This is a genomic window from Opacimonas viscosa (genome assembly GCF_024199005.1).
Classification (GTDB): Bacteria; Pseudomonadota; Gammaproteobacteria; order Enterobacterales; family Alteromonadaceae; genus Opacimonas; species Opacimonas viscosa.
The window spans coordinates 1-13,009 of record NZ_JANATA010000007.1 but is presented as its reverse complement, the minus strand read 5'-3'; the positions used below and the strand labels follow the sequence as shown (position 1 = coordinate 13,009).

Here is a 13,009-nt window from a genome sequence, read left to right as displayed (position 1 = left end):
CGATGTTGCGACAAACCCGTGGTTTCACATTAATTGAAATCTTGGTGGTGCTAGCCATCATGGGGTTTGTGGCTAGTTTTGTGATTATTAATGGGCTCTCTAGTGATCCTACACAGAAGCTGAAAACTGAAGCAGAACGGTTTGCCGTTATTTTTGCGATGGCATCTGACTCTGCCGTCCTCAATCAACAACAACTCGGTCTATGGGTTGACGAGAAAAAGAATAGCTATGAGTTTTTTGTACTAGATGAAGACGATAACTGGCTACCTGTGGAAGGGGTGGATTATTTAGCCCGATATGAATTAGACCCCACTTACCGTATGGAGCTCAAACTCGATGGTTTAGCGTGGGCTTCTGATGATGCGTTCTCCAGCAGTAGCCTATTCGATGAAGGGCTTTCTGTCGCGAATGCGGATGTCGAGATTGGGGGTTTAGAGATTGGCGGTTTAGCTATCGGCAGTGATGCAGAAGAACAAGCAAAAAAAACCATCCAGCCTCAGGTGTTCCTGCTATCCAGCGGTGATATTGGCGACTTTTCGTTATCGTTTATTTACGAAAGTACCTTCGCTGACATTGACTCTACCCAATATCAAATTTTAGGTAAAGGATACTTGCCCTTAGAACGGACTGAGGCTTTAGATCTATGAAATACCAGCATGGACTCACGCTTATTGAAGTCATGGTCGCCTTGCTCATTTTTGGGTTAACCGGCACCGCTATTCTCAAAGCTGTGGGTGATAATTTATCTTCCGTATCAGAACTCCGTTCCATCACCTATGCCACCCAAGTGGCCAACAATCAGCTGACTCGTATCGCGTTACAACAAACATGGCCTATCAAAAATAACGTCAAAGGCGAAATGGAAATGGGTACTCGTACTTGGTACTGGCAGCAAAAAGTAGAAAAAACCCAAGCGGCAGATATGGTGCAGGTCCGTATTTTAGTCAGCGAAGATGCAACATTTTCCTCCACTGTCACCGACGTCACTACTTTTTTTGGTAAGCCAGGTAAAGCGTTATGATGCGCCGTACTTGTGGCTTCACCCTCATCGAGATCCTCGTTTCGATTGCCATCTTTGCAATGATAGCAGTAGCATCAACTGCTATTTTATCCAACGTGATTGGTGCGTCTGAAGAATCCCAAGACGCAATAGTCGAGTTAGAACAAATCCAACGCGCTATGATGGTGTTTGAACAAGATATTTACCAAGCAGTAGCTCGTCCCGTCAGGATCGCTGGTCAAGACAATAACCGTGTGTTTTTGGGTGGTTTAGGTGAGTTTGAATCACTGGACGATGGTTTTGGTTTTGTACGCACTGGTTGGCATAATCCTCAGTGGCGCTTACCGCGTTCAAATATGCAAAGCGTAGCTTATCGCTTAAACCAAGATCAACAGCTTGAGCGACTGCACACCATTTTTGTGGATAGTATGGCGGGTACAGAACCCAAAAGTAGAATCTTACTTGAGGGCATCACAGGGTTCAATGTTGAATATGCCAAGCTGAACTCACGTCAAGAAGTCACTTGGGATAACGAGTACGAAGGTGAGCAGCTCCCCCAAGGTATTGCAGTAGAAATCACTAGTGAAAGCTTTGGGACTATCCGTCGGGAATTTGCTTTATTAAATATTGCGATACCTGAAATTGGTCCGGTAGCACCAACAGGTAGCACCCAAACAAACCCAACTAATGCCTCGTCTGGAGATACAACCACAACAGGTGGTAATGAATGAGGTGCTCAGTTAACAAATCAAAACGCATGTTCCGCCGTCCAGCAACAGCGTCTGCTACCCCCTTTCGGCAAAACGGCGCAGCATTGCTAATCGTTTTATTTATTGTGGCGTTGGTGAGTATTTTAGCGACAGAAATGGGCACGCGCTTACAACTCCAAGTCCAACGAGTCCAAAATATCAAAGACAACAACCAAGCTTATTGGTACGGGATCGGGGCTGAACAATATGCCAAAACTGCCATTTTAGATATTTACGAGCTGGATGACGGTAAAGTTTCTCTGGCACAACCATGGGTTGAGCCGCTACAGTTTCCCGTTGCTGGTGGTATGTTGGATGTCGAGCTCGAAGATGCCCAAAATTGCTTCAACCTAAATGCACTAGCCAAACCTGAACCGAGCACAACTAGCACAGGCACTGCGGTCACCGAACCGCCCATGGTCCAAGCATTTACTCGTTTAATACAAAACCTCAATGGGGACGATGCCTACAGTGCAGAGACATTTAGGGATGCCGTATTAGATTTTTTAGATGACGATATGCAAACCCGAATTTATGGTGCAGAAGATGAGTATTATCGTAGCTTACCAAACGGTTACCTAGCTGCTAACACCTTGTTAACTGATATTTCGGAGTTGCGCTTGGTCAAGGGCGTGAATCTGCAATGGTTGGATAAGCTGTTGGAACAAACATGTTTGTTACCCAAAAACACACGCTTACAGGTTAATATTAATACTTTAACCGAAGATCATGCACCATTGTTGAGTGCGTTGACAGGTCTCACGGTTAGCGATGCACAAAATATTATCTCAAACCGTCCCGAAGAAGGTTATGACGCTGTGGTAGATTTTTTGGCTGAACCCATACTAGATACCGTCACGTTAACCACACAACAACAAGCATGGTTTACAAACACAACAGAATATTTTACCTTGCGTACTACCGCTCGGTTTAACAATGCACAATTTAAAATGACAGCGCTATTGTTTGTCACCAAGGGGCAACAAGCGGATGTTATTCAAAGAAGATTTGGGAGTTAAACACACGTGGAACAGTTAATTTTAAGACTTGGTGTTACTGAAGACGATCCAATCTTGTGGGGGGTTTGGGACGAGCGAGCTGAAACCATTCTAGCTTCTGGTACATTGGCCAATGCTGCGGATTTAGTAACTCTCCAAGAACGTGCAGCTAATCGTCCTGTGTATGCACTCGTACCAAACTCTGCCGTAAATTTAACCACAGTTAGCTTGCCTCCAGGGGCTGGTAAAAAGGTACTAAATGCTATCGGTTTTATGCTAGAAGATGATATTGCTGGAGATATCACTTCACAGCACATTGCGTTTGGTCCACAAAAAAAACAAGAACAAAAACTCGCAATCGTTGACAAACAGCAAATGCAAATCTGGTTAGATTGGTTAGCTACGGCTGAGCTTCATACCAGCATGCTCGTGCCTGAAGCATTGGCACTCGTGCATAGCACACAAATTACCAATGCTGAAATAGCACAACCAGTAACAGCTGACTCGAGTGAGAGTTCAGACCATAGTGATAGTACCCCAGTAGCACTGATGACGATTGGGGATGAGATTATTGGCCGAATTGGTGATTGGGGCGGTGTTAGTGGTCATAAAGATTGGGTTGGCCCGTGGTTATACACTTGGTCTCAACAACATGCCCCCGTATCGATGACACAATACAGTGCCGATGTCGCCAACCTTTGCCATAAACCTGTGCATAGTCAGCAACCCCCTTTAGAGCTCCCTATGCATGTCTTTGCCAAAGGCCTGAATCAACTCCAAAAAAGCGCGCCATTTACATTGCGCCAAGGGGAATTTAAAGCTCCGCAAAAAACCAATAAAAACTGGGTGTATTGGCGAACTGCAGCGGCTGTCGTGGGTATCGCTTTTATTTTTGGTGTCATTGATAAAAGCTTAGAATTGTCTGCTTTGAAAGCACAAAATACGGCATTAAAGGCGCAAATCCAACAAAACATACAACGTAATTTCCCTGGTATTGGTCCATACCGTGATGCACGACGAAGTATTGCTCAATATATTAAAGCTCGAGAGAATGCTGGCTCAGGGGCATCTGGCATAGCGATGCTAGCGAATTTGAGTACGGCATTTGCGACGAGTCAATTACAAGCACAAACGTTGCGCTTTGATCAAAAACGCAGTGAAATTCGGATCCAGGCTGTCGCCAATAAATTTGCTGATTTAGAAGTATTTTCTAAAGCAGCACGCGATGCAGGGCTGACTGTTGAGCAAGGTGCAATTAACAATAAAGGTGGCCAACTCGTTGGTACACTGATTATAAAAGGGTAGCCCAAATCATGCAGGCACAATTACAAGAATGGTTTACCAACCTAGAACAACGTGAACAAATATTATTAAAAATAGGGGCGGTCGCGGTGGTTTTAGCAATATTAATTTGGGGGATTTGGCATCCTTTGAATACTGCCATCACCCAGCAAGAAAGCTTATTATATAAACAACAAAAACTAGCCGTCTGGGTGGCCAAGCAAAAAGCTAAAGTGGCGACATTATCCCCTGCACAATCACGTCAAGCCAATTTACAAGGATCTATCGTCCAAGCTGTTAATAGCACAGCAAGTTATAACAAAATTGCGCTCACGAGGTTGCAGCCAAATGGTGACCAGGTCCAAGTATGGATCGATGAGGTGGAGTTTGGTACGTTGATGAAATGGTTAGATAGCTTGGAAAAGACAGGGTTAAACGTAATGCAAATTGATATTGCGCAAACCGGTGAACTGGGTACGGTAAAAGTACGACGTTTGGAGTTAATCAAAGCATGAAGAAGACACTTCTCTTGGTTTTATTAGGCTCTATCGTGCTGTGCGGTTTTATCATCGCAACGGTGCCCGCTAAACATATTTTATACCGCGTTGATTTACCGCCTCACGTAAAACTTTATGATGTCACAGGCACACTATGGTCAGGACAAGCAGGTATTGTGACAGCGTATCAGCAACCTTTAGAGAACGTGCGTTGGGAAATCTCAGCTTTAAGTTTATTATTTGGCACTGCCAAGATTGATGTATTAATCGGGAATCAACGGATCGCCGATAGTATTTATGTCAATGGACAAATCCAATACAGCCTCTTCTCACAAAGTACTGTGATTAGGAATACCGATGTAAAAATCCCAGCAGAAACCATGCTAGCATCGGCTAATCTACCCATTCCTGTTTTGGCCAAAGGAAATTTTAATATTAATGTGAGTGCTGCGACTTTTGGTGGGGCACCGACGTTTACTTGCTCTAATTTAGACGCCGCTGGCAAATGGCAAAATGCAGGTGTTCTGGGGCAATCGGGACTCATCGAATTAGGTGAGTTTTTAGCTGACGTAGATTGTGCCAATAATCGTTATACACTGCGCGTGACAGAGCCCAATGAACTGGGGCTTTCGTTTACCGCAAGTGGGGCAAATATCGCCCAACTTGCAGTCACCGGTAAGTTTAAACTACCTGCTGATGCACCGCAGGATTTGGTCCAAGTCGCACAGTTTTTTGGCCAAGCGAATAGTTCAGGTTATATCTCATTTAAATTTTAAACGTTGCCATATCGCTGACAAATTAGACTAGCTCTACAATTATATTTGCAAATATCAATGTTTAGTGCTTTTTTTATTGTCCTAAATTTGCGCAAGTCACTATTTGAGTCAATACTCAGGTATATCAAAAAAATAAATTGAGTGCCAATGGATATATTCTCAGCTCGTCCAGCTTCTTTTAAAGATAGTTCAGCCGGTCGTCCTTATCACATTCTGGTGGTTGACGACAGCCCACTGGACTTGCATTTCTTATTGAATGGTTTATCCGATAACTTTGTCGTGACCTTCGCGTCTAGCGCACAAGAAACTTTATGTTTGGTGAATCAATTCCCTCAGCCAGATATTATTCTACTGGATGTTGTGATGCCGGAAATGGATGGTTTTGAAATCTGCACTCGACTAAAAAACGATGAAAACACCCAAAACATACCTGTTATTTTTGTTTCTGGTCTGGACGCGACAGTAGATAAAACCAAAGGGTTTAATGCTGGCGCAGTGGACTACATTACTAAACCCTTAGAGTTAGAAGAACTAGAAGCGCGGATCCAAACACATATCAGACTCAAAGAGCAGTCACAATACCTGGAATCGATGGCTTACTTTGACCCACTAACAAGAGTTGCCAATCGCCGAAAATATAATGAGGTATTACAAAGAGAATGGGCTCGTTGTATTCGTTATCATCACCAAATGTCGATGGTGATTATTGATATTGATTTCTTTAAGGAATATAACGACACCTATGGTCATTCAGAAGGAGATAATTGTCTCATCTCAGTAGCCAGATTACTGGAGGTCACTGTAGGTAGACCCACAGATATATTTGCGCGGATTGGTGGTGAAGAATTTGTCCTTTTACTGCCTGATTGTAATGCAGTAGGTGCGGTACAAAAAGCGGAGAAGATTCTAGAAATCTTGGCTCATGCTCAGATCCCCCATGAAAACTCGCATATAGAGAATCATTTAACCGTGAGTCTAGGTGTGGCTACTATGCATCCGAGTCATGGTCACAGCGCCCTGAGTTTGTTTCAAGCCGCTGATGATGCCCTATTTTCAGCCAAGCGGGATGGCCGTAATCAGTTTGCAATTGCCGAAATTGAAGGTAACTTAGGTATTACTGGAGAACAAGCAAGGCAACATCATTAACTCAGCTCTATGCAAACAGCACAGCTTGGCAAGGATACATCACTTTGTTTGTGTTTAAATGCTGTGGTGCTTAGCCAGAAAATGGATGACGCATAATATCATCGAGTAACATCCGAAAATCATTAGTAAAGGGGTAATCTTCTACGACTGTGTCTGGTTTTTTACTGTCTGGATTACTCACACATAACAACTCACCAATACCAAACTTTTCTGCTGCAGCTAAAATGGGGATCCCATCGTCGACAAACAGAGTGTGCTTTGGCGTAAAACCAATATCTGCCTGCACTGCTCTCCATAGACTTTGAAATTCTTTTGAGACCCCATACTGATGGGTGGAAATCAAAGTATCAATATGACTATCCAATTGGGTACGCTCAATCTTTAACGACAAACTACCAGGGTGTGCGTTAGTCAATAAAACGACCTTGCGTCCAGAGGCTTTTAATGCATCAAGAAAAGGCAGTGTGTCCGGGCGAATACTGATCAAATACTCGATCTCACGCTTCAAATTCACGATGTCAATATCGAGCAAATCAGTCCAATAATCGAGACAGTACCACGATATTGTGCCGTAGACTTTAGCAAATTCTTCAGCCATAAACGCATGACAATGCTCTACTGACTTACCTGTCTTTTTCGCTAATGTTTCTGGAACTAACGTCAGCCAGAAATAAGTATCAAAATGCAAATCTAATAATGTACCGTCCATATCCAAAAGTACTGTTTCAACATTTTGCCAATTTATAGATTTGCTCATGATTTTCCTTACAAAACACGATATGATTAATTATCTCTGAGAAAACGGGTGATGCAATGAGTGACATCGATCCAAATAAACCCTTACCTACCATAACTGACCGCAAAATAGTTGCTCAAAGCCGTTTTTTTCGCGTTGAACAGGTAGATTTGACCTTTGCTAATGGTGCCACCCGCAAATTTGAACGCATGGCTGGAAAAGGTCATGGTGCGGTGATGATTGTACCATTCATTGATGATGATCACATTTTATTGATACGAGAATATGGCGCAGGTACACACAAATATGAGCTAGGTTTCCCCAAAGGTCTCATCGATCCGGGTGAAACGCCTTTTGCAGCAGCCAACCGAGAACTAAAAGAAGAAGCTGGATACGGTGCTCGTGAACTCACTGAGTTGACTCAAGTCTCTATGGCACCAACATTTTTTTCCTCCCATATGCATGTGGTGATTGCCAGAGACCTCTACCCTGAAACATTATTGGGTGATGAACCAGAGCCATTAGAAGTGGTTAAATGGTCACTAGACGATATTGACAGTTTGTTAGTACGTGATGATTTTACCGAAGCTAGAAGTTTAGCGGCCCTACTTTTGGTCGATAAACAAAGAAGAAGCATAAAATAAGAGTCTTTTCCTATGCCTTATGAATTTTTACTTTCTGTTGCCAAATCAGCTGCTAAAAAAGCAGGTGAAGCCGTACTCGAAATCTATGATTCTGGAGAGTACGAGGCTTATGCCAAGTCAGATGAATCTCCAGTCACTTCTGCTGATTACAAAGCCAATGAAATCATTATGGCTATTCTCCAAAAACAAACACCAGAAATTCCTATCATGTCAGAAGAGATTGAGCACTGTGCTTTGGCAGATCGCGCTGACTGGGAAAGGTATTGGCTGATTGACCCAATCGATGGGACACAGGAGTTTATTGCAAGAAGTGGTGATTTTGCTGTGAATATTGCACTGATTGAGCACAATCAGCCGAAAATCGGAGTGATCTACTGGCCTGCCGGTGAAAGCCTTTATTATGCGATTGGAGGCCAAGGTGCATTCAAAGAGTCAGCGATTGAAAGCAAGCAAATTCATGTGAAAAAATTCTCAGACCCTGACCTAGAGCCTATAGTGATTGCGATATCACGTCGTCAAAAACGTGAAAATGTATTAAAGCGTTTAGATACCGAAAGGACTTATCAAACACTCCCTGCAGGTAGTTGTTCACTCAAAGCCTGTTTCATCGCAGAAGGGAAAGCGGACTTCTTTATGCGCCTAGGTATCACCGGCGAATGGGATACTGGTGCTTCGCAGTGTATCGTGTCTGAGGCAGGTGGTAGTATCGTAGATAAAGACTTCGCACCGATGAGTTACAACGAGCGCGAATCTTTAGAAAACCCAAACTTTATGGTACTGGGCGACCAAGCTGTTGATTGGCAAAAATTAGTGAACTATTATGCGATCTAACGTAGCTGAGTTGTTCTACATCTATTCATAAATATGCTGCGCTTCACTAATGTGATTACCCTGCATTAGGGTAATTCCCATATCCAGCAGAATATCTTGTTGTTCGCTAGTCTCTACACCATCGACAATCAAGCCACACTTTAACTGCTCAGCGACGCCATGAATGGCTTTAATAAACTTCGCATGGCGTAAGTTTCTCGGTAATCCTTGGGCGTATTGTTTATCTAACTTCACAAAATCAAATGGGTAGGCAAATAAATCATTAATGGAAGCCGATTGCGCACCAAAACTATCTAAGATGACCGAAATACCTGCACGTTTAATTTTATTAATCGCCGAATAAATGACATTTGAATGATTTTGAAAATGATATTCAGAAAATTCTAGGGCCAGATGCTTCGGCTTTATACCTGATGCTTTTATGCGATCCAACAGTCGGTCAGTGAGTTGTGTTTGTGTTAAATTAGATACCGATAAATTAATTGCCACAAGAGGAGGGTTACTTTGCCTTTCTCTTTGACGGATATGTTTACAGGCGTGTTCTAATAACAAATCATCAATATCAGTAGTGAGCTTACTCTGTTCAGCAATACGCCAAAACTGACCTCTTTTAATTTTGCCGAGTGTAGGGTGGAACCAACGAATAAAACACTCGTAATAAGGAGTTTCACCACTGGTGACATTGATTACAGGCTGTAAAAAACATTCAAACTTACTGTCAGCCATAGACTGACGAAACTCTTTTTCCAACTCAACACTTTCGACTAATTCTATACGCATATCTTCCGTAAAAAAGACGCGTTGTCCACGGCCATTCGATTTAGCGGTATACATTGCAGCATCCGCATCTCTAATCGCCTCATCAGCGCGATTATACTCTGATGTTAATACCGCAATTCCTAGACTAGCAGCTGGCATGATGGGCTTATCGGCAAAGATTAAAGGCTCTCCTAACGTGGATAAGATACGCTCAGTGATGAACTCTAAATTCTCAGCATCTGCGTATTGATCCAGCAAAATGACAAATTCATCTCCTCCAAATCGCGCCAGAGTGTCATGGCTGCGTATCACTATTTCCAAACGTCGAGCCACTTCGACTAATAATGCATCTCCAGCTTGATGCCCTAGCGTATCGTTGACTAGTTTAAAGCGATCTAAATCGATGAAGACAACAGCAAAATTATGCTTTGGAAAACGCTTTTTATTTGCGATGGCCAATTCCAAACGTTGAATAAAGAAACCGCGATTCGCAAGCCCAGTTAGACTGTCATAAAACGCATCATGCATGAGCTTTAATTCTGCTTTCTTGGATTTATCGATCTCTTCTTCTAGTTGTGCGTTTATCCGTTCTAACTCAGCGGTCCTTTGTGCCACTGTTTGCTCTAAACTCACATTGTATTCTTTTAATGTATCGGCGTAGCGACGGCGTTGCAGTGCTATAGCAATATGGTGCGAAACAAAACGCATCACTTCAACATCGCGTTGTGCATATTTGTATTCAACACCATAAGATTGGATGGCAATCATGCCTAACAATTGCTTATCAACAATCAAAGGAGCACCAATCCAAGACTGCGGTGTGTCAATCATATCTTGGGCTAAAAGCACATCAATGGAGCCTTTTTCAGCTAAATCTAAAGCTTGTGGGGAGTTAATTAGCTCGACTTGGCCAGTGTTGAATACATATTGGGTCAGCGCAAGCATCAAATCTGTAGGTCGGTCTAATTCAGGCTCAGGATGGTGAAAAAAAACACAGTCATGTTGCTCATGGCTATGGGGCAAATGTGGCTCAATCGTTTCAGATTTCAGCATAATCAAACAGTTTGGCGCATTGATCAGCTGTGACAGGGCATGGTGTAATTTACGGTAAAACTCTGTAATATCAGTGGTGAGATTAGCTGCCAACTCAGATATATCAAATAAGGCGGTTTGTAAGATCTCAATATTTTCGCGGTTCTTGATTTCTTCTTGGAGCTCTCTATTTTTCTCTTCATATTGCCGAGTGCGTTCGATAATTTTGCGTTCGGTGATCTCGCGCCATTGCACCCGTTCAACCGCAGTATTGATATGCTGTGATACAAAACTCAACACATCCAAATCTGCTTGGGAATATGCGACTGATTCTGTATAACTTTGGACCACAATACAGCCTTGTGTAACACCGTCACTTTCTAGAGGCACAGCCATTAAAGTATGTGGCTGTGGTCCAATTAAATCTATCTCATGCTCCGCATAGTAACTAGGAAATTGAGTTTTAGTGAGTAGCAGTGGTTTGGCATGTTTAACAATGTGTTCAGTAAGACTATTCCGCAATTCATCACCAGGTACTTGGGGAATCGGTAGCTGGTTGTGCTCATCAATAAAATAAACATAGTCATAGATATCATTCACCGCATCATAGGCACAAACAAAAATATTTTCAGCGATCATAAAACTATCAATGATATCGTGAATTTTGAGATACAAATCATTTAAATCAGAGACAGAAGCGGCGGTTTCTGAGATCGTAAACAAGGCTTTTTGGGCGCGCTCAGCGTCCTTGTATTTCCTTGTCATATTTTGTAGTTCTGGAATTAACTCCCGAAGTTCCTCTTCATTGAGTGTCACTGTTGTAGAACTGGTCATAAGCTATGAATAAAGTTAGAGTTTTCTAAACTATAGACAGAGATAACATATTTAGCTAATTATCCCTTTTAAATAAGAAAAAGGGGCCCACAAGTTTGGTAGGGAGCGCATTATTAACCTGCGATTTTTTTGTCATAAAAAAACCCTCAACACTGTGAGGGTTTTACAAACCTTGGAACTCAACTCATTACAAGTTTTTCACGTGGATGTTATTCCACACCTTCTACCATGTATTCGATAGCCGATTTAATGTCATCTTCAGTACACGTACCACAAGTACCCATCGGAGGCATTGCGTTGATACCTTTGACCGCATTTTGCCAAACAGTATCAAAACCTTTCTCGTCTAAACGAGGTTTCCAATCCGCTGCATCTTGTGTTTTTGGTGCACCCAAAACGCCTGCGGCATGACATGCGGCACAAGCAGAATTGTAAATATCTTTACCTGATTTTGGACCAGCAGCTGCAGCGGTCGCGGCTACTGCACCAGCAATGTGTACATTACCAACAGGTTTAATACGATTTTTAATTTCATCATTAGTCGCTTGTGCAGCATTTAATGAGAACACAGTTAGAGCGACTACACCTAGCGCTAATAGTTGTTTAATTTTCACAGATATCTCCAATCCAAAGCGGAATAAACTAATTGTGTTTATTATAACGACAAATTTACTATGAACAATAGCTTTTGGTAGTAACTTCTACTAGAAAAGATGCAAAGGTTGTAAATAAATCAATATCTTGGATGAAGTTTTGTGTTTATTACTTTGCTAACTTTGTTTGTTGATGCACAATACGGACATAAAACAAGAGAAAGTGAACATAAATGAAACTTGCCCCGCGTTTACAAGCCATGCTTAAACACTTAAAAGAACAAGGCTATACCTCTATTGATACCTTTGTTGATAAGTTTTCAGTCACGCCGCAAACCGTGCGTCGGGATTTAAACCAACTAGAAGCAGCAGGTTTGATACAGCGTTTTCATGGTGGTGCAGAGTTACAATCAAATACAGTCAACACCGAATATTCCTCACGCTTATCGCAAAACCAAACAGCCAAAGAAACCATCGCCAAAAAAGTTGCCCAAATGATCCCCGATGGTGCGTCTCTGTTTATTAATATTGGGACAACAACCGAAGTCGTTGCTCAGCACTTAAGAGACCATAAGCATCTACAAATAGTGACAAATAATATTCATGTGGCGGCTAATCTGGCTGGCAAAGAAGATTTTTCGGTAATCATTGCAGGGGGTGAAGTCCGTCATTCTGATGGCGGGATTATTGGTGAAGCGACTAGTGATTTTATTAAACAATTTCAAATGGATTTCGCCATTATTGGGATCAGTGGCATTAGTGAAGAGGGTGCGTTGTTAGATTTTGATTTCAAAGAAGTCAAAGTATCTCAAGCCATTTTAGACAATGCGAACACCATTATATTGGTCGCAGACCACTCTAAGTTTGGGCGTCGAGCAATGGTTAAACAGGGGGAACTGGCACAAATAGATGTGTTGGTTACAGATGCCCAGCCACCGGCGTCTTTACAAAGTATTATTAAAGAACATGATATAGAACTCCATGTGGTAAGCCCATAACTCCTACTCCTACTCCTACTCCTACTCCTACTCCCTACTCCCTACTCCCTACTCCCTACTCCCTACTCCCTACTCCCTATTCCCTATTCCCTATTCCCTATTCCCTATTCCCTATTCCCTATTCCCTATTCCCTA

At 42.4% G+C, this 13,009-nt stretch carries 14 protein-coding genes; 11 read left to right on the top strand and 3 right to left on the bottom strand.

Features of this window, described 5'->3' with window-relative positions:
* The first annotated feature begins 2 nt into the window (after window positions 1-2).
* From NLF92_RS05375 to NLF92_RS05340, 8 genes are all read left to right on the top strand, one after another.
* Window positions 3-647, top strand: a complete 645-nt coding sequence (locus NLF92_RS05375) for a prepilin-type N-terminal cleavage/methylation domain-containing protein (protein WP_254099610.1) — start codon at window positions 3-5, stop codon at window positions 645-647.
* Window positions 644-1,021, top strand: coding sequence for a type II secretion system minor pseudopilin GspI (gspI, locus tag NLF92_RS05370; RefSeq protein WP_254099608.1), 378 nt, complete (start codon window positions 644-646; stop codon window positions 1,019-1,021). The genes NLF92_RS05375 and gspI overlap by 4 nt, the downstream gene beginning before the upstream one ends.
* Window positions 1,018-1,731 (top strand): type II secretion system minor pseudopilin GspJ, encoded by a 714-nt coding sequence (gene gspJ / locus NLF92_RS05365; RefSeq protein WP_254099606.1) that lies wholly within the window; start codon window positions 1,018-1,020, stop codon window positions 1,729-1,731. The genes gspI and gspJ overlap by 4 nt, the downstream gene beginning before the upstream one ends.
* On the top strand, window positions 1,728-2,768 hold the full coding sequence (gspK, locus tag NLF92_RS05360; protein ID WP_254099604.1) for a type II secretion system minor pseudopilin GspK: 1,041 nt from the start codon (window positions 1,728-1,730) through the stop codon (window positions 2,766-2,768). Before gspJ ends, gspK begins: the two co-directional genes overlap by 4 nt.
* 6 nt (window positions 2,769-2,774) lie before the next feature.
* Complete coding sequence (gene gspL, locus NLF92_RS05355; RefSeq protein ID WP_254099602.1) at window positions 2,775-4,052, top strand: type II secretion system protein GspL; 1,278 nt, start codon at window positions 2,775-2,777, stop codon at window positions 4,050-4,052.
* Window positions 4,053-4,060: 8 nt separating this feature from the next.
* Window positions 4,061-4,543, top strand: a complete 483-nt coding sequence (locus tag NLF92_RS05350) for a type II secretion system protein M (RefSeq protein ID WP_254099600.1) — start codon at window positions 4,061-4,063, stop codon at window positions 4,541-4,543.
* Window positions 4,540-5,301, top strand: coding sequence for a type II secretion system protein N (locus NLF92_RS05345; protein WP_254099598.1), 762 nt, complete (start codon window positions 4,540-4,542; stop codon window positions 5,299-5,301). The genes NLF92_RS05350 and NLF92_RS05345 overlap by 4 nt, the downstream gene beginning before the upstream one ends.
* A gap of 147 nt (window positions 5,302-5,448) precedes the next feature.
* Complete coding sequence (locus NLF92_RS05340; protein WP_254099596.1) at window positions 5,449-6,447, top strand: GGDEF domain-containing response regulator; 999 nt, start codon at window positions 5,449-5,451, stop codon at window positions 6,445-6,447.
* Window positions 6,448-6,517: 70 nt separating this feature from the next.
* Here the strand turns inward: NLF92_RS05340 and yrfG are convergent, their stop codons facing one another.
* Entirely contained in the window at window positions 6,518-7,204 is a 687-nt protein-coding gene (gene yrfG, locus NLF92_RS05335; protein ID WP_254099594.1) for a GMP/IMP nucleotidase, read from the bottom strand.
* Between the two features lie 56 nt (window positions 7,205-7,260).
* Here yrfG and nudE point away from each other — a divergent pair, with 56 nt between their 5' ends.
* The gene (gene nudE, locus NLF92_RS05330) at window positions 7,261-7,827 is read left to right on the top strand and encodes an ADP compounds hydrolase NudE (protein WP_254099592.1); all 567 of its coding nucleotides are present in this window, start codon (window positions 7,261-7,263) and stop codon (window positions 7,825-7,827) included.
* 12 nt (window positions 7,828-7,839) lie between these two features.
* Window positions 7,840-8,658: a 3'(2'),5'-bisphosphate nucleotidase CysQ gene (gene cysQ / locus NLF92_RS05325; protein ID WP_254099590.1), complete on the top strand. Its 819-nt coding sequence runs from the start codon at window positions 7,840-7,842 to the stop codon at window positions 8,656-8,658.
* Window positions 8,659-8,679: 21 nt separating this feature from the next.
* Here the strand turns inward: cysQ and NLF92_RS14190 are convergent, their stop codons facing one another.
* Both NLF92_RS14190 and NLF92_RS05305 read right to left on the bottom strand, forming a co-directional pair.
* Window positions 8,680-11,283: a sensor domain-containing phosphodiesterase gene (locus tag NLF92_RS14190; RefSeq protein WP_284700372.1), complete on the bottom strand. Its 2,604-nt coding sequence runs from the start codon at window positions 11,281-11,283 to the stop codon at window positions 8,680-8,682.
* 209 nt (window positions 11,284-11,492) lie between these two features.
* A complete protein-coding gene (locus NLF92_RS05305) occupies window positions 11,493-11,897 on the bottom strand; it encodes a c-type cytochrome (RefSeq protein WP_254099589.1) in 405 nt (134 codons plus the stop codon).
* Window positions 11,898-12,109: 212 nt separating this feature from the next.
* Between NLF92_RS05305 and NLF92_RS05300 the strand changes: the two genes are divergently transcribed.
* The gene (locus tag NLF92_RS05300) at window positions 12,110-12,874 is read left to right on the top strand and encodes a DeoR/GlpR family DNA-binding transcription regulator (protein WP_254099588.1); all 765 of its coding nucleotides are present in this window, start codon (window positions 12,110-12,112) and stop codon (window positions 12,872-12,874) included.
* Window positions 12,875-13,009: the final 135 nt, after the last annotated feature.